Below are 24552 nucleotides of genomic sequence, written 5' to 3'. Positions count from 1 at the left end.
GCTCGTCAGCCCGTCAGCCCGTCAGCCCCTGCGGACGCCTTCCGCGAGCTCGCCCGCCAGCGCCCGTACGGCGGCCAGCCCGGCCGGCAGGTCCGGCGCGTCCAGCAGCAGCTTCACGAAGGCCGAGCCGACGATCACCCCGTCCGCGAAGCCCGCGACCTCCTTGGCCTGCACGGCGTTGGAGACGCCGAGGCCGACACAGACCGGGATCTCGGTGGTGGCACGCGTACGGCGGACCAGCTCCTGGGCCTCGTTGCCGACCGATTCGCGGGTGCCGGTGACGCCCATCAGCGAGGCGGCGTAGACGAAACCGGAACCGGCGGCCGTGATGGTCGCCAGGCGCTCGTCCTTGCTGCTCGGAGCGACGACGAAGACGGTCGCCAGACCGTGCTTGTCGGCGTGCTCGCGCCACAGCGCGGACTCCTGGACCGGCAGGTCGGGCAGGATGCAGCCCGCGCCGCCCGCCGCGGCCAGCTCGGTGGCGAACCGCTCCACTCCGTAGCGGTCGATCGGGTTCCAGTACGTCATCACCAGGACCGGCGCCCCGGTCGCCGCGTGGGCCTCGCGCACGGTGCGCAGCACGTCGGCGATCTTTACCCCGCCGCGCAGGGCGATGTCGTCGGCGGTCTGGATGACCGCGCCGTCCAGGACCGGGTCGCTGTGCGGGAGGCCGACCTCGACCACGTCCGCGCCGCCCGCGATGACCGCCTTGACGGCCTCGATGCCGCCGTCGACGGTCGGGAAGCCGGCCGGCAGGTAGGCGACGAGGGCCGCCCGGTCCTCGGACTTCGCCTTGGCGAGGGTGGCCGAGAGGAGTTCGATGTTGCCGCTCACTTGGTCTCCCCCTCGGAGGCGTCGGCGTCGTACAGGTTGAAGTAGCGGGCCGCCGTGTCCATGTCCTTGTCGCCGCGGCCGGACAGGTTGACCACGATCAGCCCGTCCTTGCCGAGCTCCTTGCCCAGGTCGAGGGCGCCCGCCAGCGCGTGCGCCGACTCGATCGCCGGGATGATGCCCTCCGTACGGGAGAGCAGGCGCAGGGCCTGCATCGCGGCGTCGTCGGTGACCGCGCGGTACTCGCCGCGCCCGCTGTCCTTGAGGTAGGAGTGCTCCGGGCCGATGCCCGGGTAGTCCAGGCCGGCCGAGATCGAGTACGGCTCGGTGATCTGGCCCTCCTCGTCCTGGAGGACGTAGGAGCGGGAGCCGTGCAGGATCCCGGGCTCGCCGGCGGTCAGCGTGGCCGCGTGCTCGCCGGTCTCGATGCCGTGCCCGGCGGGCTCGAAACCGACCAGGCGGACCCCGGCGTCCGGGATGAAGGCGTGGAAGAGGCCGATGGCGTTGGAGCCGCCGCCGACGCAGGCCGCGACGGCGTCGGGCAGCCGGCCGGCGCGCTCCAGGATCTGGCGGCGGGCCTCGACGCCGATGACCCGGTGGAAGTCGCGGACCATGGCCGGGAACGGGTGCGGGCCCGCGACGGTGCCGAAGAGGTAGTGGGTGCGGTCCACGTTGGCGACCCAGTCGCGGAACGCCTCGTTGATGGCGTCCTTGAGGGTCCGGGAGCCGGACTTCACCGCGATGACCTCGGCGCCCAGCATCCGCATCCGGGCCACGTTCAGGGCCTGGCGCTGGGTGTCGATCTCGCCCATGTAAACGGTGCACTCAAGGCCGAAGAGGGCGCAGGCGGTGGCGGTGGCCACGCCGTGCTGTCCGGCTCCGGTCTCGGCGATGACGCGGGTCTTGCCCATGCGCTTGGTGAGCAGCGCCTGGCCCAGTACGTTGTTGATCTTGTGCGAGCCGGTGTGGTTGAGGTCCTCGCGCTTGAGGAAGATCCGGGCGCCGCCGGCGTGCTCGGCGAACCGCGGCACCTCGGTGAGGGCGCTGGGCCGGCCGGTGTAGTTGACCATCAGGTCGTTGAGCTCGGCCGCGAAGGCCGGGTCGCCCTTGGCCTTCTCGTACTCGACGGCGACCTCGTCCACGGCGGCGACGAGCGCCTCCGGGATGAACTTGCCGCCGAAGTCGCCGAAGTAACCCTCGGCGTTCGGGACGTGACCCTCCGGGTCCGGAATGAAGAACGAGCTGCTGGACATGGCCAGTACTCCTACGGGTGCGATGGGATGGGTGCACCGTATTGCGCCGCGGGCCCGCCGCACGCGCACCCCGCTGCGGGGGTGGGGATGCGTACGGGCGCAGCGGCCCGCGCCCGGAGCCGGCGGCCCGGGGCGACGGACCGTAAGCGAGTACCGCGGGGAGGTACGCCGTCACCGTCGAAACGGTGGCGTCAGACGTACCGGGCCCGGGCGGCCCTCGTTACAGCGCGCCTGCGGTGCGCCATCGCATGCCGTTGACCTGACCGGGCTCGGAGCCGATCACGTACCGGACCCGCCGCCCGTGCACCCGCCGGGCCGGGGCGCGGCAGCCGCGGGGGCGGCAGCCGCGCGCCAGGGGCGCGTACGCCGTCGGCACGCCGACCGGGCCGCGGCGAGCTGCCTGCGGCACGTGCGGCGTGTGGACGGAGGGGCGGTTGAGGGCCATGGGACGGGTCAGCTCCGTCCGTGGCGCAGGGCGGGGTGGGCGCCGGCGGCGACGAGGTCGGCCACGGCCGCCTTCGGGTCGCGTCCGGTGACCAGGGACTCCCCGACGAGGACGGCGTCGGCGCCCTCGTTGGCGTAGGCGATCAGGTCGTGCGGCCCGCGGATGCCGGACTCGGCAACCTTGACGATGTGGGCCGGGATCTCGCCGACGACGCGCTCGAAGGTGGAGCGGTCGACCTTGAGGTCCTTGAGGTTGCGGGCGTTGACGCCGATGATCTTGGCGCCGGCCGCAACCGCGCGCTCGACCTCGTCCTCGTCGTGGACCTCGACGAGCGGGGTGAGGCCGATGGACTCGGCCCGCTCGATCAGGGAGACGAGGGCCTCCTGCTCCAGGGCCGCGACGATCAGCAGCACGAGGTCGGCGCCGTAGGCGCGGGCCTCCCACAGCTGGTACGCCGTGACGATGAAGTCCTTGCGCAGGATCGGGATGTCCACGCGGGCGCGGACGGCCTCCAGGTCGGCCAGCGAGCCGCCGAAACGGCGCTGCTCGGTGAGGACGGAGATGACCGCCGCACCGCCCGCCTCGTAGTCGGCGGCGAGTCCGGCCGGATCCGCGATCGCGGCCAGCGCGCCCTTGGAGGGGCTGGAGCGCTTGACCTCGCAGATCACCTTGACGCCGTCGCCGCGCAGGGCCGCGACGCCGTCCTTGGCCTGGGGCGCCTTGGCGGCACGCTCCTTGAGCTCGTCGAGGCTCACGCGGGCCTGCCGTTCGGCAAGGTCTTCGCGGACCCCTTCGATGATCTCGTCGAGCACACTCACGCGAGCGGCCCCCTTCCGGGTCGATGACGGTCGGCCGCCTTGCAGACACGTACAACTGCAAGGTCAGCAATCAAATGGTATCCGCAGGAGGCCTTGCCCTCCGCACGCGGTTGACGGCGTCCCATGGAATGGACATTCGGAATCCGGGATTCATAAGGGAATCTCCCGGTTCTCACGGGGCCAGCGCGGCTCCGAACGGCAGGTTTCGGACCACCACGAAGACCAGGGCGAGCACCCCGATGGCCCACCAGTACGGCCGCCGCAGGGCAAAACGCGGGGTCGGACCGCCGCGACAGGCGCGAACCAGCCAAAGGATCATGAAGCCGGCGAAGACGAAGTAGCCGGCGACGGCCAGGGCATTAGCCCCCAAAGCGGTGATCAGGTCGCCCTGGGCGAACGCGTGCGCGCTGCGCAGACCACCGCATCCGGGGCACAGGATTCCGGTCAGGCGAAATAGCGGGCAGACCGGATAGTGGCCGGGTTCATTGGGATCCACGGTGCCCACGTACGCAAACGCCAGGGCCGCAGCGGCGAGCGTGAGCCCCGGCGAGGCCAGCCGCCGGACGCGGCTCTGCGCGGGCGCGGGCGGCACCGGCGGCTGCGCGGGCACGGCATAGGGGCTGCGAGGGGCGTCCACGCGCTGATTCTCTCCGCTCATGACAAAAGGCGCAGCCCAACGGGGCCGCGCCTTTCGAAACCGTTCACCGGCACCGGCCCGGTCAGGCCTTGGCGGCGGCCCTGTTGGCGGCGATGACCACGGCCAGGTCCTGGTGGGCGGCCTTCGGCGCACCCATGCCCGCGGCCTTCATCGCCATGCCGACCACACCGCCGAGCGCGACGACGACGAGACCGGCCCAGAACCCGATCGGGTTGGCGATCACCATGAAGGCGCCGGAGATGCAGAAACCGATGAAGGCGATGATGACACCGGTCCAGGCGGCCGGGGTGTGTCCGTGGTTAGTGCCCGCCATGAGTTGCTCCTCGTTTGCTCTGTCTCAGTGCTGATCAGAAATCGCGGTCCGTGTCGAATGCGCGGTGCTCATTGTCCCGCACCGGGCGCGGTGCATGGTCAGCGGGTCGGGTCCTCGCCGCGGTCCAGGGCCTTCCACAGGTCCTCGGGCCGGTCGGGGTCCACCGCCGCCGGTTTGCGGGTACGGGGGCTGCCGTCCCGCTCGTAGCGGCCGCCCATCGCGGGCCAGCCGCTGCCGAACCGCAGCGCCAGCAGTCCGGCGACCAGGATCAGGGCCGCGCCGGCGGCCGTGACGTACGGCCACGCCGTATGGGTCAGCGCCCCCACCTGCGCCGCGGTGTCCGCCGTCGTACGGGCGGCCTGCGCGTCCAGCGCCTGCCGGTCGTCGGCGGCCAGTACGGCGGCCAGCGCCGCGCCCAGGCCGCTCAGCGCGAGCAGCCCGGAGACCAGCAGCCGGCTCCTGCCGCGTACGGCGAACACGGCGACCAGGGCCGCCAGGCCCACGATGGCCAGAGCCGCCGGCAGCCCGGTGACGGCCCGCCCGTCCGCGGTGAGCGGCAGCGAGCCGCCCCCGACGGCGGCGGTGCCCCGGGCCCAGACGCGGCCGGAGGCGAGCAGGACGACGGTGGCTCCGAGCGCGCCGAGCAGCAGGGCGGCGGCCACGCTGCGGCGGCCGCCGCGACCGTCCGGGGCCTCGGGAGCGGCGGAGGCGTCGGCGTCGGTTCGGGGTGGGGGTACGGCACTCACGTACCCACTATCCCCTACCGGGTCACGCGCCGTTCAGCCGGTTCGCCGCTCCCACCGCGCGCAGCACGGCGGCCGCCTTGTTGCGGCACTCCCGGTCCTCCAGCTCGGGCACCGAATCCGCGACGACTCCGGCCCCCGCCTGGACGTACGCCGTGCCGTCGCGCAGCAGCGCGGTGCGGATGGCGATGGCCGTGTCGGAGTCCCCGGCGAAGTCGAGGTAGCCCACGCAGCCGCCGTACAGGCCGCGCCGGGTGGGCTCCAGCTCCTCGATGATCTGCATGGCGCGCGGCTTGGGCGCGCCCGAGAGGGTGCCCGCCGGGAAGCAGGCGGTCAGCACGTCGAAGGCGGTCCGGCCCTCGGCGACCCGGCCGGTGACGGTCGAGACGATGTGCATGACGTGCGAGTACCGCTCGATCGACATGAAGTCGACGACCTCGACCGATCCCGGCTCGCAGACCCGGCCCAGGTCGTTGCGGCCCAGGTCGACGAGCATCAGGTGCTCGGCGCGCTCCTTGGGGTCGGCCAGCAGCTCCTCGGCGAGCTCGTGGTCCTCCTGCGGGGTGGCCCCGCGGTGGCGGGTGCCGGCGATCGGGTGGACCATGGCCCGCCCGTCCTCGACCTTGACCAGGGCCTCGGGGCTGGACCCGACGACGTCGAAGCCGTTCTCGAAGCGGAACAGGTACATGTACGGGGACGGGTTGGTGGCCCGCAGCACCCGGTAGACGTCCAGCGCGGAGGCGGCGCAGGGGGTCTCGAACCGCTGCGAGGGCACCACCTGGAAGGCCTCGCCGGCCCGGATCCGCTCCTTGATGTCCTCGACGGCCTCCTGGTACTGCTCCCCGCCCCACAGCGCCGAGACCGTGCCGTCTTCGAAATTCGGCGGTTCGGAGGCGGGCAGCGGGGCGGGTGTGTACGGGGCGGGCCGCGCGAGATCGGCCTCCATCGCGTCGAGCCGGGCCACCGCGTCCGCGTACGCCTCGTCCACGCCGGTGTCGAGGTCGTTGTGGTTGATGGCGTTGGCGATGAGCTGGACCGTGCCGTCCCAGTGGTCCATGACCGCCAGGTCGGAGGTGAGCAGCATGGTCAGCTCGGGCAGCTGCAGGTCGTCGTCGGTTCGCTCGCCGATGCGCTCCAGGCGGCGCACGATGTCGTAGCCGAGGTAGCCGACCATGCCGCCGGTGAAGGGCGGCATCCCGGCGGCGAGGTCACGGGGGGTGTGCAGGGCCTGGACGGTGGCGCGCAGGGCGTCGAGCGGGTCGCCGTCGGTGGGGACGCCGACGGGCGGGGTCCCGATCCAGTGCGCGCGGCCGTCGCGCACGGTCAGCGTGGAGGCGCTGCGGACGCCGACGAAGGAGTAGCGGGACCAGGAGCGGCCGTTCTCCGCGGACTCCAGGAGGAAGGTGCCCGGGCGTTCGGCGGCCAGCTTGCGGTAGAGCCCGACGGGGGTGTCACCGTCGGCCAGCAGCTTGCGGCTCACGGGAATGACGCGGCGGTCCGCCGCGAGCTTGCGGAACGTCTCAAGATCCATGGGGTGGGACCCTACCTACCTATTCGGTCAGCGGAAGGACATCGGCGTCGAAGCACGTACGGGCGCCCGTGTGGCAGGCGGCGCCGACCTGGTCGACCTTGACGAGGAGGGTGTCGGCGTCGCAGTCGAGGGCGACGGACTTCACGTGCTGGAAGTGGCCGGACGTATCCCCCTTCACCCAGTACTCCTGGCGGCTGCGGGACCAGTACGTGCAGCGGCCGGTGGTCAGGGTGCGGTGCAAGGCCTCGTCGTCCATCCAGCCGAGCATGAGCACCTCACCGGTGTCGTACTGCTGGGCGATGGCCGGGACCAGACCGTCTGCGGAGCGCTTGAGCCGGGCGGCGATGGCGGGATCGAGGGAGGACGTACTCATGGGGGACATTGTGCCGCGCCGAGACGGCCGTGACCGATCACCGTCCGCCTGATGAGCGGGCAAAGCACGGCTCGCGGTCGTAGGGTGGCCCCCATGTCTACCCATGCGAAGCGCGAACGCCTGCTGCTGGCGGACCTGTTGGAGGCGGCGGGGCCGGAGGCGCCGACGCTGTGCGACGGCTGGCGGGCCCGGGAACTGGCGGCGCACGTGGTGGTGCGGGAGCGCCGCCCGGACGCGGCGGGCGGCCTGCTGCTGAACGTCCTGAAGGACCGGCTGGCCAAGGCGATGGCCGAGTACACGGCCAAGCCGTACGAGGAACTGATCCAGCTGATCCGGACCGGCCCGCCGAAGATGTCCCTCTACTCGGTGAAGCAGATCGACGAGGCGGCCAACGCGGTGGAGTTCTACGTCCACGCCGAGGACGTACGCCGCGCCCAGCCCGACTGGTCGCCGCGCACGCCGGACCCGGTGTTCTCGGACGCGCTGTGGGCGCGCCTGGAGAAGCTGGCCCGGCTGACGGGCCGCCGCTCACCGGTGGGCCTGGTGCTGCGCCGCCCGAACGGTCAGACGGCGGTGGCGCACAAGGGCACCCCGGTGGTGACGGTCACCGGCGAGCCGGGCGAGCTGACCCTCTTCTGCTTCGGCCGCCAGGAGGCGGCCGCGGTGGAACTGGACGGCCCGAAGGAGGCCGTCGCCAAACTGACGACGGCCAAGCTCGGCATTTAGGCCGTCAGCGGACCGGGTGGCCCGCCTCGCGCAGGGCGCCCTTGACCTGGCCGATCCGCAGGTCGCCGAAGTGGAACACCGAGGCGGCGAGCACCGCGTCGGCGCCGGCCTCGATCGCCGGGGCGAAGTGCTCCAGCCGCCCGGCGCCGCCCGAGGCGATCACCGGGACGGTCACGTGCTTGCGGACGGCCGCGATCATCTCGGTGTCGTACCCGTCCTTCGTGCCGTCCGCGTCCATCGAGTTCAGCAGGATCTCCCCGGCGCCCAGCTCGGCCGCCCGGTGCGCCCACTCGATCGCGTCCATGCCGGTGCCCTGGCGGCCGCCGTGCGTGGTGACCTCGAAGGAGCCGGTGGCGGTGCGCCGGGCGTCCACGGACAGCACGAGCACCTGCCGCCCGAAGCGCTCCGCGATCTCCCGGATCAGCTCGGGCCGGGCGATGGCGGCGGTGCTCACGCCGACCTTGTCCGCACCGGCCCGCAGCAGCTTGTCCACGTCCTCCGCGGTGCGGACGCCGCCGCCCACGGTCAGCGGGATGAACACCTGCTCGGCGGTCCGCCGCACCACGTCGTACGTGGTCTCGCGGTTCCCGGACGACGCGGTGATGTCGAGGAAGGTCAGCTCGTCGGCGCCCTCGGCGTCGTACAGCTTGGCCATCTCCACCGGGTCGCCGGCGTCCCGCAGGTTCTGGAAGTTGACGCCCTTGACGACACGGCCGTTGTCCACGTCGAGGCAGGGGATCACGCGTACGGCGAGGGTCATGCGGACGCCTCCTGGACCGGGCCGTACGCCTCGACCTCGACCTCGACGACCATGCTGGGATCGACGAATCCGGAGACGATGATCATCGATGCGGCGGGGCGGACGGCGTCGAACAGCTCCTTGTGGGCACGGCCCACGTCCTCCACGTCCCGGGCGTGCGTGAGGTACATCCGGGTGCGGACCACGTGCTCGGGGCCGAGACCGGCCTGGGCGAGGGCCTTGAAGGCGACGCCGAAGGCGCCCATGGCCTGGTCGTACGGGCCGTTGGCGTCGGCGGCGGTGCAGCCGGAGACCAGGACCAGGCCGTTCGGGAGCTGCACGGCGCGCGAGTAGCCGATGACGTCCTCGTAGGCGCCACCGGAGGAGATGCGGCGTACGTCGGAGGAGTTGCTCATGCGGAGACCACCTTCAGGGCTTCTTCCAGGGTGAAGGCCTTCGCGTACAGGGCCTTCCCGACGATCGCGCCCTCGACGCCCAGCGGCACCAGCCCGGCCAGCGCCCGCAGGTCGTCCAGCGAGGAGATGCCGCCGGAGGCCACGACCGGCCGGTCGGTGGCGGCGCAGACGTTCTTCAGCAGCTCCAGGTTGGGCCCGGTCAGCGTGCCGTCCTTACCGATGTCGGTGACGACGTACCGGGCGCAGCCCTCGGAGTCCAGACGTGCGAGGGTCTCGTAGAGGTCCCCGCCCTCGCTGGTCCAGCCGCGGCCCTTGAGCGTCGTACCGCGTACGTCGAGCCCGACCGCGATCTTGTCGCCGTGCTCGGCGATGGCCTTGGCGGCCCACTCGGGGGTCTCCAGGGCGGCGGTGCCGAGGTTGACGCGGGTGCAGCCGGTGGCGAGGGCCGCGGCGAGCGAGGCGTCGTCGCGGATGCCGCCGGACAGCTCGACCTTGATGTCCATGGCGCCGGTGATCTCGGCGACGAGCGCGCGGTTGTCGCCGGTGCCGAAGGCGGCATCGAGGTCGACGAGGTGGAGCCACTCGGCGCCGGAGGCCTGCCAGGCGAGGGCGGCCTGGAGCGGGGACCCGTAGGAGGTCTCGCTGCCGGACACGCCGTGCACGAGGCGGACGGCCTGGCCGTCGCGGACGTCGACGGCAGGCAGCAGTTCGAGCTTGCTGGCGGTCATCAGAGGGTCTCGATCCAGTTGGTGAGGAGCTGGGCGCCGGCGTCGCCGGACTTCTCGGGGTGGAACTGGGTCGCCCACAGGGCCCGGTTCTCCACCGCCGCGACGAACGGCTCGCCGTGCGTGGCCCAGGTGACCTTGGGGGCGCGGATCGCGGGGTTGGTGACCTCCAGGCTCCAGTCGCGCACCGCGTACGAGTGCACGAAGTAGAAGCGGGCCTCGTCGTCCAGGCCCTTGAAGGCCTGGCTGTCGGCGGGGGCGTCCACGGTGTTCCAGCCCATGTGGGGCACGATCGGGGCGCGCAGCGGCTCGACGGTGCCGGGCCACTCGTCGAGGCCCTCCGTCTCCACGCCGTGCTCGATGCCGCGCTCGAAGAGGATCTGCATGCCGACGCAGATACCCATGACGGGCCGCCCGCCGGAGAGCCGGCGGCCGACGATCCAGTCGCCGCGGGCGTCCTTGAGCCCCTGCATGCAGGCCGAGAAGGCCCCGACACCGGGCACGAGCAGCCCGTCGGCGTCCATGGCCTTGTCGTAGTCGCGGGTGATCTCGACGTCCGCCCCGACCCGCGCCAGCGCGCGCTCGGCGGAACGTACGTTTCCGAAGCCGTAGTCGAAGACCACGACCGTCTTGGTCGGACGGGCTGCGCTCATTCCCAAATCCCCTGGATCCGCAGGACTCCGGCGGCGAGGCACATCGCGGAGCCGATGGCGAGCAGGATGACGACCGATGCGGGCATCTTCTGCTTCTGGAAGGAGTAGACGCCGCCGGCCAGGAAGAGGCCGACGACGATCAGGATGGTGTTCAGGCCGTTCACGGCTAGAGGGCGCCCTTCGTGGAGGGCAGGATTCCGGCGGCGCGCGGGTCGAACTCGGCGGCGTAGCGCAGGGCCCGGGCCAGGGCCTTGAACTGGCACTCCACGATGTGGTGGGCGTTGCGGCCGTACGGGACGTGGATGTGCAGGGCGATCTGGGCCTGAGCGACGAAGGACTCGAAGATGTGCCGGGTCATCGTCGTGTCGTACTCGCCGATCATCGGCGCCATGTTCTCGGGCTCGGTGTGCACGAGGTACGGGCGGCCGGACAGGTCGACGGTCACCTGGGCGAGGGACTCGTCGAGCGGCACGGTGCAGTTGCCGAAGCGGTAGATGCCGACCTTGTCGCCGAGGGCCTGCTTGAAGGCGGCGCCGAGCGCGAGCGCGGTGTCCTCGATGGTGTGGTGGCTGTCGATGTGCAGGTCGCCGTCCGTCTTGACCGTGAGGTCGAAGAGGCCGTGGCGGCCGAGCTGGTCGAGCATGTGGTCGTAGAAGCCCACGCCCGTCGAGACGTCGACCTTGCCGGTGCCGTCGAGGTTTATCTCGACGAGGACCGAGGTCTCCTTCGTGGTCCGTTCGACCCGTCCGATGCGGCTCATGCGTGCTGCTCCTTCTTCAGTGCGCGAACCGCTTCCAGGAACGCGTCGTTCTCGGCCGGGGTGCCGGCGGTGACCCGCAGCCAGCCCGGTACGCCGTTGTCCCTGACCAGGACACCCTGGTCGAGGATCTTCTGCCAGGCGGTGTGCGAGTCCTCGAACTTCCCGAACTGGATGAAGTTCGCGTCGGACTCGGTGACCTCGTAGCCGACGGCCCGCAGCTCGGTCACCAGGCGGTCCCGCTCGGCCTTGAGCTGTTCGACGTAGCCGAGCAGGGTGTCGGTGTGCTCCAGGGCGGCCAGCGCGGTCGCCTGGGTGACGGCCGACAGGTGGTACGGCAGGCGTACGAGCTGGACGGCGTCGACCACGGCCGGGTGCGCGGCCAGGTAGCCCAGGCGCAGTCCGGCGGCGCCGAAGGCCTTGGACATGGTCCGGGAGACCACCAGGTTCGGCCGGCCCTCGATCAGCGGCAGGAGCGAGTCCCGGTGGCTGAACTCCACGTACGCCTCGTCCACGACGACCAGGGAGGGCTTGGCCGCCTGCGCGGCCTCGTAGAGCGCGAGGACGGTCTCCGCCTCGACCGCGGTACCCGTGGGGTTGTTGGGCGAGGTGATGAAGACGACGTCGGGCGCGTTCTCGGCGATGGCCTGCTCGGCCGCCTCCACGTCGATCGTGAAGTCCTCGCGGCGCGGGCCGGAGATCCAGCCCGTGCCGGTGCCGCGTGCGATCAGCGCGTGCATGGAGTAGGAGGGCTCGAAGCCGATGGCCGTGCGCCCGGGCCCGCCGAAGGTCTGCAGCAGCTGCTGGATGACCTCGTTGGAGCCGTTGGCGGCCCATACGTTCTCCCGCGCGACCGGGTGCTTGCCGGTGCGGGTGAGGTACGCGGCCAGCTCGGTCCGCAGCTCGACCGCGTCCCGGTCGGGGTAGCGGTTGAGCGTGCGGGCGGCCGCGGCGACGCGCTCGGCGATGCGCCGGACCAGCTCCTCGGGGAGCTCGTACGGGTTCTCGTTGGTGTTCAGCTGGACGGGCACGTCGAGCTGCGGGGCGCCGTACGGGGTCTTGCCGCGCAGCTCGTCCCGGATGGGAAGGTCGTCGATGCCCGTCATGCCTGCGGGACCTTCCAGCCGAAGCGCGCCTTCAGGGCCGCGCCGTGCGCCGGCAGGTCCTCGGCCTCGGCCAGCGTCACCACGTGGTGGGTGACCTCGGCGAGGGCGTCGCGCGTGTAGTCGACGATGTGGATGCCGCGCAGGAAGGACTGCACGGACAGTCCGGAGGAGTGGCAGGCGCAGCCGCCGGTGGGCAGCACGTGGTTCGACCCGGCGCAGTAGTCGCCGAGGGAGACCGGCGCCCAGGGACCGACGAAGATCGCGCCGGCGTTCCGTACGCGGGCGGCCCAGGCCGCGGCGTCGGCGGTCTGGATCTCCAGGTGCTCGGCGCCGTACGCGTCGACGACCTTGAGGCCGTCCTCCAGGCTGTCGACCAGCACGATCGCGGACTGCTTGCCGGCGAGCGCGGGCTTGATCCGGTCCTCGACGTGCTTGGTGGCAGCGACCTGCGGCTCCAGCTCCCGCTCGACGGCGTCCGCGAGCTCCGCGGAGTCCGTGACGAGCACGGCGGCGGCCAGCGGGTCGTGCTCGGCCTGGCTGATCAGGTCGGCGGCGACGTGCACCGGGTCCGCCGTGGAGTCCGCGAGGACCGCGATCTCGGTCGGGCCGGCCTCGGTGTCGATGCCGATCTTCCCGGTGAAGTAGCGCTTGGCGGCGGCGACCCAGATGTTGCCGGGGCCGGTCACCATGTTCGCGGGGGCGCACTCTTCGGTGCCGTACGCGAACATCGCGACGGCCTGGGCGCCGCCGGCCGCGTACACCTCGTCCACGCCGAGCAGCGCGCACGCGGCGAGGATCGTCGGGTGCGGCAGCCCACCGAACTCCTTCTGCGGCGGGGACGCGAGCGCGATCGACTCGACGCCCGCCTCCTGTGCCGGCACGACGTTCATGACGACGGAGGACGGGTACACGGAGCGGCCGCCCGGGGCGTACAGGCCGACGCGCTCGACCGGAACCCACTTCTCGGTCACGGTTCCGCCGGGGACCACCTGGGTGGTGTGGTCGCTGCGGCGCTGCTCGCGGTGGACGATCCGGGCACGCCGGATCGACTCCTCCAGCGCGGCGCGGACGGCCGGGTCGAGCTCGGCGAGCGCGGTCTTGAGGGCCTCGGCGGGGACCCTGACCTGCTCCAGCGTGACGCCGTCGAACTTCTGCGCGTACTCGATCAACGCCGCCGTGCCGCGATGATGGACGTCCTCGCAGATGGGCCGCACCTTCTCCAGGGCAGCTTCTACGTCGAACTCGGCACGGGGCAGCAGATCGCGCAGGGCGCCACCCTCGGGGAGGGCGTCACCGCGCAGGTCGATACGAGAGATCACCTGCCAATTCTCTCAGACCGTCTCCCGCCACCGTTCGCCCGTATCACTGGCTGATACACGCCCCGGATGTCACTGCCGCCCACTAGCGTTCCCCTACACGTATGCACAGCGGAGGGGGGCCGCCATGGCGGAGCCACGGGCGGGCGAGGAGCCCGCGGATCTCACCGATCCCGAACGCCGCATGTGGCAGGCGTACCGGACGGGCAATGTCTGCGATCTCAGCGCCCGCGCCGCCAACGAGGACGATCCGCACGACAGCGGGCGGACCTGGGGCTCCGGGCGCAGCGTCCGCGCCCAGGTGGTGGCGCTGCTGCTGCTCCACGGGCCGCCGCCGGTCCCGGGCCGGGTGGCCTCGCTGAAGCTGCGCGGCGTACGGATCACGGGGCGGCTCGACCTGTCCGGCGGGACCGTACAGCCGTACGTCGAACTCCAGTCCTGTCGCTTCGACAGTGAGATCCAGTTGTCCGAGACCCGGTTCATCACCCTGCGCATGATCAACTGCGCGATACCCCGGCTGGACGCCTCCCGGCTGCACACCGAGGGCGATCTGCACCTGCCGCGCTGCCGCGTGGCCCGCGGGATCCGGCTGACCGACGCCCAGATCGGCACCGACCTGCTGATCAGCCAGGCCGTGGTGCGGCGGGACAACAAGGGCCGGGCCATCGCCGCGGACGGGATGTCGGTCGCGCAGGACTTCCAGGGCGAGCTGCTGGAGACGGACGGGGAGGTGAGCCTGCGCGGCGCGAAGGTCGGCGTGTCGATGAACCTGCGCGGGGCCCGGCTGCGCAACCCCCACGGACGGCGCGCGCTGAACGCCCCGCAGCTGACCGTCGAGCGGACCCTGTACCTGACCTCGATCGCCCTCGACTACGTCCTCGGCGACTCCGGCTCCTCCACTCCCCCGTACGGGCTCGGCCAGACGCCCACGCGCGGGCAGCGGGCCCAGCGCTTCGAGTGCCGGGGCGGGCTGCGCCTGGACGACGGCCGCTTCGGCGACGCGGTCGACTTCTACGGCGCCCGGTTCGTCCTCACCGAGGAGCAGGAGGTCTCGCTGCGCCGGATCCAGACGCCGGAGCTGCGGTTCGTCGGGGAGCGGCCGGAGCGGGGGCGGGTGGTGCTGTCGGGGGCGAAGGTGGTCAAGCTGGTCGACACCTCCACCAGCTGGCCCGGCGCGGGCGGGGTGTCGATGGAGGGGTTCGCGTACGAGAACCTCGCGCCCCGCGGCCACTTCCCGCTGGCGCGCCGGCTGGACTGGGTGGCCGCGGCCACCCCCGAGTACTCGCCGGAGCCGTACGAGCGGCTGGCCTCCGTACTGCGCGCCAGCGGCGAGGACGCGGACGCCCGCGAGGTGCTGCTGGCCAAGCAGCGGCGGCGCCGGGCCACCCTGCCGCCGGCGCTCAAGGCCTGGGGGTACCTCCAGGACTGGACGGTGGCCTACGGGTACCGCCCCGGCCGGGCCGCGCTGTGGATGGCGGTGCTGTGGGCGGCGGGCGCCCTGCTCTTCTCCCGGCACCAGCCGCCGCCGATCAAGGCGGACGAGCACCCGCACTGGGACGCGTCGCTCTACGCGCTGGACCTGTTGCTCCCGGTGATCGATCTCGGCCAGGACGGCCAGTGGAAGGTGGAGGGCGGCTGGCAGTGGGGCTCGGCGGCGCTGGTCCTGCTGGGCTGGACCCTCGCGACGACGGTGGCGGCGGGAGCCTCGCGGCTGCTGCGGCGGGGGTGACCGGGAAGAGCGGGAACAATGGAGGTGACAGGCCCTGGCCCCCGGCCACTACCCTGTGCCTCGTGACCTCCGTTCGCCTGCCCCTCTTCCCGCTGAACTCGGTGCTGTTCCCGGGACTCGTCCTCCCGCTGAACGTCTTCGAGGAGCGTTATCGCGCCATGATGCGCGAGCTGCTGAAGACGGGCGAGGACGAGCCGCGCCGCTTCGCGGTCGTCGCGATCCGCGACGGCCGGGAGGTGGCGCCGACCGCGCCGGGCCTGCCGGACCAGACGGCGCTGCCCGAGCGGGGCCCGACGGCGGGCTTCGGCCCGGACCCCATCCAGGCCTTCCACCGGGTGGGCTGCATCGCGGACGCGGCGACGATCCGGGAGCGGGAGGACGGCAGCTTCGAGGTCCTGGCCACCGGTACGGCGCGGGTGCGCCTGCTGTCGGTGGACTCCTCGGGCCCGTACCTGGTCGCGGAGCTGGAGGAGCTCCCGGAGGACTCGGGCGACGGGGCGGGCGCTCTGGCGGAGGGGGTCCTGCGGGCCTTCCGGAACTACCAGAAGCGGCTGGCCGGAGCCCGGGAGCGGTCCCTGGCCTCGGGCGCGGACCTGCCGGACGAGCCGTCGGTGGTCTCGTACCTGGTGGCGGCGGCGGCCGTACTGGACATCCCGGCGAAGCAGCGGCTGCTCCAGGCGCCGGACACCGCGACGCGGCTCGCGGAGGAACTGAAACTGCTGCGCGCGGAGACGGCGGTCATCCGCCACCTGCCTTCGCTGCCGGCGGTGGACCTGACGCGCGCGCCGACGAGCCCGAACTGACGGCGAAGGACCGATGGCGAAGAAGAAGGCCCCGGCGGGGACGCCGGCGATCGCGGCCCTGACCTCCGCGCAGGCGGAGTTCACGGTGCACGCGTACGAGCACGACCCGGCGCACCCCTCGTACGGCGAGGAGGCGGCGCAGGCCATGGGGGTCTCCCCGGACCGCGTCTTCAAGACGCTGGTCGCGGAGGTGGACGGCGTGCTGACGGTGGCGGTGGTCCCGGTGTCGGGAACCCTGGACCTGAAGGCGCTGGCGACCGCCGTCGCCGGGAAGCGGGCGGCGATGGCCGACCCGGCACTGGCGGAACGCACGACGGGCTACGTGCGGGGCGGGATCTCCCCGCTGGGCCAGCGCAAACGGCTCCGCACGGTGGTGGACGAGTCGGCGACGGCGCACACCACGATCTGCGTCTCGGCCGGCCGCCGGGGCCTGGAGGTGGAACTTGCACCCGCCACCCTGACGGCCTTGACGGCAGCCACCCTGGCCCGCATCGGCCGCCCCTAGGGGGTGTCCGACGGTCAGCCTCGCGGGGGCTCCGGCGCGGACGGGTCGTCCGACGGGGTCGCGTGGACGTGGGGCGGGGGGTAGGGCGCCCAGTCCGAATCCGCGGACGGGTCCGGGTCGTGCGGGGTCCACAGGGCCGTCAGGCCGAGGTGGAGGGCGACGGCGACCATCGGCCACACCAGCAGCACCCCCTGCGCCAGCAACTGCAGCGGCGCATCGAACGGCACCCCCTTGCCCGCCTTCACCGCGGTGGCGGCCACGTCCGAGGACGGCCCCAGCCACAGCCCCACCCGCCATCCCACCAGCGCGGCGAAGCAGGATCCGAGCGCCAGTCCGACGACCAGCGGGACACCGCCCCGGCGCCGCCACAGGAACACGAGCACCGCGCTCAGCACGCCGAATCCCAGCGACAGCAGGAAGAACATCCCGTCGGCCCCGATCCGGGCCTCGCTCTCGGAGTTCCGCAGGAAGACGGCCTCGCCGTTCGAGACGTACTGCGCCTTCGGCGCCAGCCACGCCCACAGCACTCCGAGCAGCACGCCGGCCACCCCGATCAGCAGGGCCGCGGCGGCCCCGTCGCGGATGTCCGCCGGGGTGATGCCCCCGGCGGAGACGCCCGGCTTCTCGGGCGGCAGCGGCGGTTCGTGCGGGGAGGGTGTGGTCACGGCTTCGGTCACCCCCACATCGTGCCAGGTGCCGACGGCGTCGACATCAGCAGGACCGCCCTGCGGCGACCGGCCGCTTCAGCGAACGGCCGCCCGCCGGTACGCCCACGTCGCGACGGCGAGCGAGAGCACCCCCACCACCCCGCACACCCCGAGGTCCAGCCCGACCGCCGCCCAGTCCGGATGCGGGGCGAAGGTCCGCGCGAACGCCTCCACCCCGTACGTGGACGGCAGCAGGTCCCGCGCCCACACGATCACCTCCGGCATCCGCTCCGGCGGCAGCACGCCCAGCAGCAGCGCCGCCGACATGCCGAGCTGCCCGGCCAGCGTGGCCAGCTCCTGCCGCGGCGCCAGCAGCCCGAGCGCCGCCCCCAGCCCGGCCAGCGCGGCACCGGCCAGCGGCACCACGGCGACCAGGATCCACAGCCCGCCCATCGGCAGCCCGAACAGCAGGCATCCGAACACCGCCGTGACCAGCGTGCCCGGCAGCGTGAAGGAGGCGTACGCGGCGGCCGCGCCGAGCACCACCGAGGCGGGCGGCACGGGCAGCGTGGCGTAGTGGTCGAGCCCGCCACTGGCCCGCAGCTGCCCGAAGTACTGGGCGAGCAGGTTCAGCGCGACGAAGGCGACGACCAGCACGGACGAGCCCGCGACGACGGCCCGCGCCTCCGAGCCCCCGTCCACCACGCCCCGCATCAGGATCATGATCCCGACGGACTGGAAGGTGGCCACGAACAGCAGCGGGATACGGGACACCCGGGCCCGGGACAGCTGCGCCCGGTACACGGCGGCCAGCGCGGGGAACAGTCGCGCCTGCGGTGCGAGCACCCCTACAGCAGTGGTACCGGCAGCAGTGGTACCGGCAGCAGCGACGACGGCAGTCGTGCTCACGACTTCACCAGACCCTTCGAGGCACGCCCGCCCAGCGCGAGGTAGACGTCCTCCAGGCTCGGGGTCGCCAGCGTGAAGTCGTCGAGGGCGGCGAAGGCCGGCCCGCCGGTCACCGCCGCCACCGCCGCGCGCGCTTCGTCGGGCGCCAGCCGCAGCACCCAGCGGCGCCCGGCCTCGGCGGCCGCCGGCGCGAGCGCCGCGACCTCCGGTACCTCCAGCGGCGGCGCGGTGCGCCACACCAGCTCCAGCCGGACCTCGCCGGAGACCCGGGCCTTCAGCCCGGCCGGGGAGTCGCAGGCGATGACCCGGCCCTGGTCGATGACGGCGACCCGGTCCAGGACGGTCTCGGCCTCGATGACGTTGTGCGTGACGAGCAGGACGGTGGCCCCGTGCTGGGCGCGCCGCCGGTCCACGGCCGCCCAGACGGCCCGCCGGGCCACGGGGTCCATGCCGGTGGTGGGCTCGTCGAGGACCAGCACCGGCCGCTCCCCGACCAGCGCGGCGGCGAAGCAGGCGAGGCGCCGCTGCCCGCCGGAGAGCTTCTTCAGGGGCCGCCCGGCGATCGCGGTCAGCCCGAGTTCCTCCAGTACGGCGTCCCGCTCGGCCCGCGCCGCCCGTACGTCGAGCCCGCGCAGCCGTCCCGTGGTCTCGGCGGCCAGCGCCACCGTGAGCTCGTCGAGGGCGGTGGACTCCTGCCCCAGGTAGGCGAGCAGCCGGGCCGACCGCTCGGGGTGGCGTACGAGGTCGTGGCCGAGCAGGGTCACGGAGCCGGAGTCGGGCCGCATCAGGCCGGTGAGCTGGCGGACCAGGGTGGACTTGCCCGCACCGTTGGGGCCGAGCAGGCCGAAGATCTCGCCGCGCCGGACGTCCAGGCAGACCCCGTCGGTGGCCCGGGTCTCGGGCAGGGCGGGAGCCCCGCGCCGGCCCCGTACCGCGGGATAGGTCTTGACCAGGTCACGCACCGCGCAGACCACGTCCGAGGCCGCGTCCGCGGCCACTGCCGTGTTCGGTTGTGCTGATGCTGTGCCCGTACTCACGAGGGAGCAGCCTACGCGGCTTTGGTCCGGCCACCGCCGGGAGGTGCCCCCGACGCCCCGGCCGGCGTGGATGCGCGCGCCCTGCCCGTGCCCTGCTCGCGCCCTACTCGGCCGCCGGCCCCGTCGGTCCCGCGGGCACGGCGGAGGGGGTTCCGGCGACGTGTTCGGCGGCCGCGCGGACGTCGATCTCCCGCCAGAACCCGGCCCGGATGGCGTAGCGGTCGTGCTCGTCGATCTGGTCGTCCTTGTGCGCGAGCAGCCCGAAGCGGGCGGCGTAGCGCAGCAGCTCACCGTCGATGCGGTGCGGGATCCGCGGGTACATCGTGGCGAGTTTCTGCAGGTGGACGGTTTCCGGGAGGCGTTCCATCCAGCGCCGGGCGAACACCTGGCCGACCTCGAAGGGGTCGCCGCCGACGGTGGTGATGTCCTCCTCTCGGTCCGCCCAGCGCTGCTCCGCGCTGGTGAGCTGGGCGAGGGTGGGCAGCGAGGCGGTCTCGGCGGGCTCGCCCAGCGGTCCGGCCCGGTCGATCCAGCCCTTGTCGGAGGACCAGCGCAGGGCGCTGCCGGCCGGGGGCTGGATGCTGCCGTGGGCGCCCGCGGGGCCGGGCTGCTGGCCGGGTGCGCGCAGCGAGCCGGCGAGGTCCTTGGGCGTGGGTACGGTCTTGCCGCCGGCGGCGGGGGCGGGCACGGGGGCGCCGCCGGCGGGCTCGGCGGGGGCGGGGGCCGCGGCTCCGTTGGCGCCGGCGCTGCGGGCGGCCTCGGCGAGGGCCGCCTCGGGCAGCGGGGCGGAGAGGATGGCGGCGATCTCGGGGCGCGGCGCGGGCGGCGGCGCGCACAGTCCGGCGAGGTCCTTGGCGCGGACGGCCCGGGTGATCCAGGTCCGGTCCAGGACGCGGCGCTCGTCGGCCTCGGCGACGAGGTCCTCGGACTGGTTGTAGTCGCCGTCGGCGGCCTGGACGGCCCACAGGTGGACGGCGACCCCGTGCTCCTTGGCGGACATCAGGCCGGGCAGCAGGTCCCCGTCGCCCGTGACGAGTACGACGTCGGAGCAGGCGCGGTTGCGGGCCAGCTCGGTGAGCTCGGCGTGCATGGCGGCGTCCACGCCCTTCTGCGCCCAGCGGCCGTCGCTGCGGGTCAGGGCGCCGAGGCGGACGGTGACGCGGGGCATGACGCGCAGCCGCCGGTGCTCGGGCTGGGGCACCCGGTCGGGTGCGCCGTCGAACCAGTAGATGCGCAGCAGGGGCTGCTCGGTGTCGGCCTCGGCGCGCTCGCGCAGGCCCTGGATGAGGGCCGCATGGTCGACGGTGATGCGGGAGCGGGAGGGCTCCCCGGCGAGAAGACTGGCGGCGGCGCCCAGCAGATAGCCGGCGTCCACCAGGACGACGCAGCGGTCCACGCGTACCACCCTCTTCCCTGGGGATCCTCTGTGTGTGTCGCGGGTTCCCCGAGTCTGCCCGACCGCAAGGGGGTTGACGGCCGGAACTCGATCATCGGCGTGGCGGATCTTTCACCCGCACCGAGGGGAGGGCCGGCCGACTACACGCAGTAAAGATCCAAAATGCGCCGTTTGTGGAGCCGTGTGAGGGTGAAGGCGGTCCTGGCCCCTAGACCCTCACGGAGGCTCCACCATGGCCAAGAACAAGAACCGCCAGCACGAACAGAAGCAGCAACCCCGCTCGTCGGCGCAGGATCCGTCGAAGAGCTCGACGGAATCGGTGTCCGAGCCCTCCAGCGGCTCCCCGAGTCCGATGGACATGGCTCGCAAGGGCAAGCAGAAGAAGTTCGGCCACAACTGACGCCTCCGCGAGCACCACGCACGAGGGCGCGCCCAGAGCTCTGGGCGCGCCCCTCTTCACGTTCGGCTGCGGGCGGGGGCCGGTACGAGGGCCCCCGCGACCGGCGTCATCCGGCCAGGCAGGACGGCCCGAGGAGCACCTTGAGGTCGCCGAAGAGCGCCGGGTCGGGCTGCACCCGGTGCTTGTCGAGGCGCAGCACGGTGGTGGACCGCGGCCCCTGGAGCTTGATCCGGACCTCGGTGTTGCCCTTGTGGTGCCGAAGGATCTCGCCCAACCGGGTGACCATCGGAGGAGTGACCTTGACCGTCGGGATGGTGAGGACGACGGGGGCGTTCGTCCCGGCCGAGGAGAGGTCGGGAACCATCATCTCCATGGCGACGAGCCGGGGGACGTCCTCGCGCTTGTCGAGGCGGCCCTTGACGAAGACGACGGTGTCCTCGACCAGCTGGGTGGAGACGAGCTGGTACGTCGCGGGGAAGAACATGCACTCGATGGATCCGGCGAGGTCCTCGACGGTGGCGATGGCCCAGGCGTTGCCCTGCTTGGTCATCTTGCGCTGGAGGCCCGAGATGATGCCGCCGATGGTGACGACGGCGCCGTCGGAGTGCTCGCCGCCGGTCAGCTGGGAGATGCCGGCGTCCGTCTTGTCGGAGAGGACGTGCTCCAGGCCGAAGAGCGGGTGGTCGGAGACGTACAGGCCGAGCATCTCGCGCTCCTGGGCGAGCAGGTAGGACTTCTCCCACTCCACGTCGGAGAACTCGACGTCGAGGCCGAAGCCGGGCTCGTCGCTCGCGCCCTCGTCACCCATTCCGCCGAAGAGGTCGAACTGGCCCTCGGCCTCCTTGCGCTTGACCGCGACCACGTTGTCGATCATCGGCTCGTGGTGGGCGACCAGGCCCTTGCGGGTGTGGCCCATCTCGTCGAAGGCGCCGGCCTTGATCAGCGACTCGACGGTGCGCTTGTTGCAGACGACGGCCTCGACCTTGTCCAGGAAGTCGGGGAAGGTGGAGTACTTCCCCTTCGCCTTCCTGGTCTTGATGATCGATTCGACGACGTTCTGGCCGACGTTGCGCACCGCGGTGAGGCCGAAGAGGATCACGTCGTCGCCCTGGGCCGCGAAGTTCGGCTCGGACTCGTTGACGTTCGGCGGGAGCACCTTGATGCCCATGCGCCGGCACTCGTTCAGGTAGATCGCGGACTTGTCCTTGTCGTCCTTGACCGAGGTGAGGAGGCCGGCCATGTACTCGGCCGGGAAGTTCGCCTTGAGGTAGGCGGTCCAGTAGGAGACCAGGCCGTACGCGGCCGAGTGGGCCTTGTTGAAGGCGTAGCCGGCGAAGGGGACCAGGACGTCCCAGAGGGCCTTGATCGCCTGGTCGCTGAAGCCCTTCTTCTTGGCGCCCTCCTCGAAGATGACGAAGTTCTTCGCCAGCTCCTCCGGCTTCTTCTTTCCCATCACGCGGCGCAGGATGTCGGCCTCGCCGAGCGAGTACCCGGCGATGATCTGGGCGGCCTTCTGGACCTGCTCCTGGTAGACGATGAGGCCGTAGGTGACCGCGAGCACCTCTTCGAGCGGCCCCTCCAGCTCCGGGTGGATGGGGGTGATCTCCTGCTGCTTGTTCTTGCGCAGGGCGTAGTTCGTGTGCGAGTTCATGCCCATCGGGCCCGGCCGGTACAGGGCCGAGACGGCGGAGATGTCCTCGAAGTTGTCGGGCTTCATCAGGCGCAGCAGGGAGCGCATGGGCCCGCCGTCGAACTGGAAGACGCCGAGGGTGTCGCCGCGGCCGAGCAGTTCGAAGGTCTTGGGGTCGTCGAGCGGGAGGCCCAGGAGATCGATGTCGATCCCCTTGTTGGCCTTCACCATCTTGACGGCGTCGTCCATGATCGTGAGGTTGCGCAGGCCCAGGAAGTCCATCTTCAGCAGGCCGAGCGACTCGCAGCTCGGGTAGTCCCACTGGGTGATGGTGACGCCGTCGGAGTGGCGGACCCAGACCGGTACGTGGTCGGTGATGGTCTCGCTGGACATGATCACGCCGGCCGCGTGCACGCCCATCTGGCGGACCAGGCCCTCCACGCCGCGGGCGGTGTCGATGACCTTCTTGACGTCCGGCTCGTTCTCGTACATCCCGCGGATCTCGCCGGCCTCGCCGTAGCGGGGGTGCTGCGGGTCGAGGATGCCGGAGAGCGGGATGCCCTTGCCGAGGACGTCGGCGGGCATGGCCTTGGTGAGGCGGTCGCCCATGGCGTACGGGTAGCCCAGGACGCGCGCCGAGTCCTTGATCGCGTTCTTGGCCTTGATGGTGCCGTACGTGCCGATCATGGCGACCTTGTCGGCGCCGTACTTCTCGGTCACGTACCGGATCACCTCGACGCGCCTGCGCTCGTCGAAGTCGATGTCGACATCGGGCATGGAGACGCGCTCGGGGTTCAGGAACCGCTCGAAGATCAGACCGTGGGTGATCGGGTCGAGGTCGGTGATGCCCATGGCGTACGCCACGATCGAGCCGGCCGCGGAGCCTCGGCCCGGGCCCACCGCGATGCCCTGGTTCTTGGCCCACATGATGAAGTCGGCGACCACGAGGAAGTAGCCGGGGAAGCCCATCGAGATGATCGTGTCCATCTCGTACTCGGCCTGCTTCATCCGGTCGTCCGGGATGCCTCCGGGATAGCGGCGCTGCATGCCGCGCATGGTTTCCTCGCGGAACCAGGTGACCTCGGTGTAGCCGTCCGGGATGTCGAACTTCGGCATCAGGTTCCGGAACTGGAACATGCCCTCGGTGTCGATCTGGTCCGCGACCAGCTTCGTGTTGGCGCAGCCCTCCTGCCAGGCGTCCGAGGAGTCGATGGCGTACATCTCGTCCGTGGACTTCAGGTAGTAGCCGGTGCCGTCGAAGCGGAAACGGTCCGGGTCCGAGAGGTTCTTGCCGGTCTGGATGCAGAGCAGGGCGTCGTGGGCGCCGGCCTCGCTGGCGTACGTGTAGTGCGAGTCGTTCGTGACCAGCGGCGGGATGCCGAGCTTCTTGCCGATCTCCAGCAGCCCGTCGCGCACCCGGCGCTCGATCTCGATGCCGTGGTCCATCAGCTCCAGGAAGTACCGGCCCTTGCCGAAGATGTCCTGGTACTCGGCGGCCGACTTCAGGGCCTCGTCGAACTGGCCCAGACGAAGGCGCGTCTGCAGCTCGCCGGACGGGCAGCCGGTGGAGGCGATGAGCCCCTCGGACCACTTGGAGATGGTCTCCTTGTCCATACGGGGCCACTTCGTGAGCCAGCCCTCGGCGTAGGCGTCGGAGGACAGCCGGAAGAGGTTGTTCAGCCCGGTGGCGTTCGCCGCCCAGATCGTCTTGTGGGTGTAGCCACCGGAACCGGACACGTCGTCGCGCTTCTGGTGGGGCTGGCCCCACTGGATGCGCCGCTTGTTGCGCCGGGACTCGGGAGCCACGTAGGCCTCGATGCCGATGATCGGCGTGACCCCGGCCTTCTGGGCGGTGTGGAAGAAGTCGTACGCACCGTGCAGGTTGCCGTGGTCGGACATGGCGATGTGCGTCATGCCCATCTCATTGCACGCGTTGAACATGTCCTTCAGCCGCGCGGCACCGTCCAGCAGTGAGTACTGGGTGTGAACGTGCAGGTGCGTGAACGGCGGCTTGGTCACGGCGGGAGGCTCCTGACGGTGGGGGCGGCGGCAGCTATGAATCCTACGTCCCGGGAATGACAGATCACGGGCAC

27 protein-coding genes are annotated in these 24552 nt (G+C 71.9%); 5 read left to right on the top strand and 22 right to left on the bottom strand.

What is annotated here, in order from left to right; genetic code table 11:
- Positions 1-21: 21 nt before the first annotated feature.
- The 9 genes from trpA to hisI form a co-directional block, all read right to left on the bottom strand.
- Entirely contained in the window at positions 22-834 is an 813-nt protein-coding gene (trpA, locus tag ACIQU4_RS24480) for a tryptophan synthase subunit alpha (protein ID WP_385591310.1), read from the bottom strand.
- Positions 831-2084 (bottom strand): tryptophan synthase subunit beta, encoded by a 1254-nt coding sequence (gene trpB / locus ACIQU4_RS24475; protein ID WP_403734443.1) that lies wholly within the window; start codon positions 2082-2084, stop codon positions 831-833. Before trpB ends, trpA begins: the two co-directional genes overlap by 4 nt.
- A gap of 220 nt (positions 2085-2304) precedes the next feature.
- Complete coding sequence (gene trpM / locus ACIQU4_RS24470) at positions 2305-2529, bottom strand: tryptophan biosynthesis modulator TrpM (RefSeq protein ID WP_403734440.1); 225 nt, start codon at positions 2527-2529, stop codon at positions 2305-2307.
- Positions 2530-2537: 8 nt separating this feature from the next.
- Entirely contained in the window at positions 2538-3347 is an 810-nt protein-coding gene (gene trpC / locus ACIQU4_RS24465) for an indole-3-glycerol phosphate synthase TrpC (RefSeq protein WP_134075034.1), read from the bottom strand.
- A 172-nt stretch (positions 3348-3519) separates the two neighbouring features.
- Entirely contained in the window at positions 3520-4005 is a 486-nt protein-coding gene (locus tag ACIQU4_RS24460) for a DUF2752 domain-containing protein (RefSeq protein WP_403734436.1), read from the bottom strand.
- Positions 4006-4066: 61 nt separating this feature from the next.
- Positions 4067-4318: an HGxxPAAW family protein gene (locus ACIQU4_RS24455; RefSeq protein WP_403734433.1), complete on the bottom strand. Its 252-nt coding sequence runs from the start codon at positions 4316-4318 to the stop codon at positions 4067-4069.
- Between the two features lie 98 nt (positions 4319-4416).
- Positions 4417-5064: a TIGR02234 family membrane protein gene (locus ACIQU4_RS24450; protein WP_403734430.1), complete on the bottom strand. Its 648-nt coding sequence runs from the start codon at positions 5062-5064 to the stop codon at positions 4417-4419.
- A gap of 22 nt (positions 5065-5086) precedes the next feature.
- Positions 5087-6592, bottom strand: coding sequence for an anthranilate synthase component I (locus ACIQU4_RS24445; RefSeq protein ID WP_403734427.1), 1506 nt, complete (start codon positions 6590-6592; stop codon positions 5087-5089).
- A 19-nt stretch (positions 6593-6611) separates the two neighbouring features.
- The gene (gene hisI, locus ACIQU4_RS24440; RefSeq protein WP_403734425.1) at positions 6612-6974 is read right to left on the bottom strand and encodes a phosphoribosyl-AMP cyclohydrolase; all 363 of its coding nucleotides are present in this window, start codon (positions 6972-6974) and stop codon (positions 6612-6614) included.
- Between the two features lie 84 nt (positions 6975-7058).
- Here hisI and ACIQU4_RS24435 point away from each other — a divergent pair, with 84 nt between their 5' ends.
- Positions 7059-7691 carry a TIGR03085 family metal-binding protein gene (locus tag ACIQU4_RS24435; protein ID WP_403734422.1) on the top strand — a complete coding sequence of 211 codons (633 nt, stop codon included), beginning with the start codon at positions 7059-7061 and terminating at the stop codon, positions 7689-7691.
- 4 nt (positions 7692-7695) lie between these two features.
- Here the strand turns inward: ACIQU4_RS24435 and hisF are convergent, their stop codons facing one another.
- The 8 genes from hisF to hisD are packed head-to-tail and all read right to left on the bottom strand — an operon-like array spanning position 7696 to position 13406.
- Positions 7696-8451 carry an imidazole glycerol phosphate synthase subunit HisF gene (gene hisF / locus ACIQU4_RS24430; RefSeq protein WP_403734419.1) on the bottom strand — a complete coding sequence of 252 codons (756 nt, stop codon included), beginning with the start codon at positions 8449-8451 and terminating at the stop codon, positions 7696-7698.
- On the bottom strand, positions 8448-8846 hold the full coding sequence (locus ACIQU4_RS24425; RefSeq protein WP_403734417.1) for a RidA family protein: 399 nt from the start codon (positions 8844-8846) through the stop codon (positions 8448-8450). Before ACIQU4_RS24425 ends, hisF begins: the two co-directional genes overlap by 4 nt.
- Complete coding sequence (priA, locus tag ACIQU4_RS24420; RefSeq protein WP_134075042.1) at positions 8843-9574, bottom strand: bifunctional 1-(5-phosphoribosyl)-5-((5-phosphoribosylamino)methylideneamino)imidazole-4-carboxamide isomerase/phosphoribosylanthranilate isomerase PriA; 732 nt, start codon at positions 9572-9574, stop codon at positions 8843-8845. Before priA ends, ACIQU4_RS24425 begins: the two co-directional genes overlap by 4 nt.
- Positions 9574-10224, bottom strand: coding sequence for an imidazole glycerol phosphate synthase subunit HisH (hisH, locus tag ACIQU4_RS24415; protein ID WP_403734413.1), 651 nt, complete (start codon positions 10222-10224; stop codon positions 9574-9576). The genes priA and hisH overlap by 1 nt, the downstream gene beginning before the upstream one ends.
- Positions 10221-10388, bottom strand: coding sequence for a hypothetical protein (locus ACIQU4_RS24410; protein ID WP_030155934.1), 168 nt, complete (start codon positions 10386-10388; stop codon positions 10221-10223). Before ACIQU4_RS24410 ends, hisH begins: the two co-directional genes overlap by 4 nt.
- Before the next feature lie 2 nt (positions 10389-10390).
- Positions 10391-10984: an imidazoleglycerol-phosphate dehydratase HisB gene (gene hisB / locus ACIQU4_RS24405; RefSeq protein ID WP_030155936.1), complete on the bottom strand. Its 594-nt coding sequence runs from the start codon at positions 10982-10984 to the stop codon at positions 10391-10393.
- On the bottom strand, positions 10981-12087 hold the full coding sequence (locus tag ACIQU4_RS24400) for a histidinol-phosphate transaminase (protein WP_403734411.1): 1107 nt from the start codon (positions 12085-12087) through the stop codon (positions 10981-10983). The genes hisB and ACIQU4_RS24400 overlap by 4 nt, the downstream gene beginning before the upstream one ends.
- Positions 12084-13406 carry a histidinol dehydrogenase gene (gene hisD / locus ACIQU4_RS24395; protein ID WP_403734408.1) on the bottom strand — a complete coding sequence of 441 codons (1323 nt, stop codon included), beginning with the start codon at positions 13404-13406 and terminating at the stop codon, positions 12084-12086. Before hisD ends, ACIQU4_RS24400 begins: the two co-directional genes overlap by 4 nt.
- Before the next feature lie 124 nt (positions 13407-13530).
- On the opposite strand from hisD, the gene ACIQU4_RS24390 reads away from it, so the two are divergent.
- The 3 genes from ACIQU4_RS24390 to ybaK all read left to right on the top strand — a co-directional run bounded on the left by ACIQU4_RS24390 (position 13531) and on the right by ybaK (position 16440).
- On the top strand, positions 13531-15132 hold the full coding sequence (locus tag ACIQU4_RS24390) for an oxidoreductase (protein ID WP_403734405.1): 1602 nt from the start codon (positions 13531-13533) through the stop codon (positions 15130-15132).
- Positions 15133-15194: 62 nt separating this feature from the next.
- A complete protein-coding gene (locus ACIQU4_RS24385) occupies positions 15195-15935 on the top strand; it encodes an LON peptidase substrate-binding domain-containing protein (RefSeq protein ID WP_403734403.1) in 741 nt (246 codons plus the stop codon).
- A 13-nt stretch (positions 15936-15948) separates the two neighbouring features.
- On the top strand, positions 15949-16440 hold the full coding sequence (gene ybaK / locus ACIQU4_RS24380; RefSeq protein WP_403734400.1) for a Cys-tRNA(Pro) deacylase: 492 nt from the start codon (positions 15949-15951) through the stop codon (positions 16438-16440).
- A gap of 14 nt (positions 16441-16454) precedes the next feature.
- Here ybaK and ACIQU4_RS24375 read toward each other — a convergent pair whose 3' ends face one another.
- The 4 genes from ACIQU4_RS24375 to ACIQU4_RS24360 form a co-directional block, all read right to left on the bottom strand.
- A complete protein-coding gene (locus ACIQU4_RS24375; RefSeq protein WP_403734397.1) occupies positions 16455-17117 on the bottom strand; it encodes a hypothetical protein in 663 nt (220 codons plus the stop codon).
- 66 nt (positions 17118-17183) lie between these two features.
- Positions 17184-17996: an ABC transporter permease gene (locus ACIQU4_RS24370; protein ID WP_403734394.1), complete on the bottom strand. Its 813-nt coding sequence runs from the start codon at positions 17994-17996 to the stop codon at positions 17184-17186.
- Entirely contained in the window at positions 17993-18994 is a 1002-nt protein-coding gene (locus tag ACIQU4_RS24365; protein WP_403734944.1) for an ABC transporter ATP-binding protein, read from the bottom strand. The genes ACIQU4_RS24370 and ACIQU4_RS24365 overlap by 4 nt, the downstream gene beginning before the upstream one ends.
- 142 nt (positions 18995-19136) lie before the next feature.
- Entirely contained in the window at positions 19137-20429 is a 1293-nt protein-coding gene (locus ACIQU4_RS24360; protein ID WP_403734391.1) for an NYN domain-containing protein, read from the bottom strand.
- Between the two features lie 232 nt (positions 20430-20661).
- Here ACIQU4_RS24360 and ACIQU4_RS24355 point away from each other — a divergent pair, with 232 nt between their 5' ends.
- The gene (locus ACIQU4_RS24355) at positions 20662-20829 is read left to right on the top strand and encodes a hypothetical protein (protein WP_385584298.1); all 168 of its coding nucleotides are present in this window, start codon (positions 20662-20664) and stop codon (positions 20827-20829) included.
- Between the two features lie 106 nt (positions 20830-20935).
- Here ACIQU4_RS24355 and dnaE read toward each other — a convergent pair whose 3' ends face one another.
- Positions 20936-24478, bottom strand: coding sequence for a DNA polymerase III subunit alpha (gene dnaE / locus ACIQU4_RS24350; protein WP_403734388.1), 3543 nt, complete (start codon positions 24476-24478; stop codon positions 20936-20938).
- Positions 24479-24552 lie beyond the last annotated feature (74 nt).

Source organism: Streptomyces sp. NPDC090741, assembly GCF_044769045.1.
Taxonomy (GTDB): Bacteria; Actinomycetota; Actinomycetes; order Streptomycetales; family Streptomycetaceae; genus Streptomyces.
The sequence above is the reverse complement of the archived record's forward strand: the minus strand, read 5'-3'. Positions and strand labels throughout refer to the sequence as shown.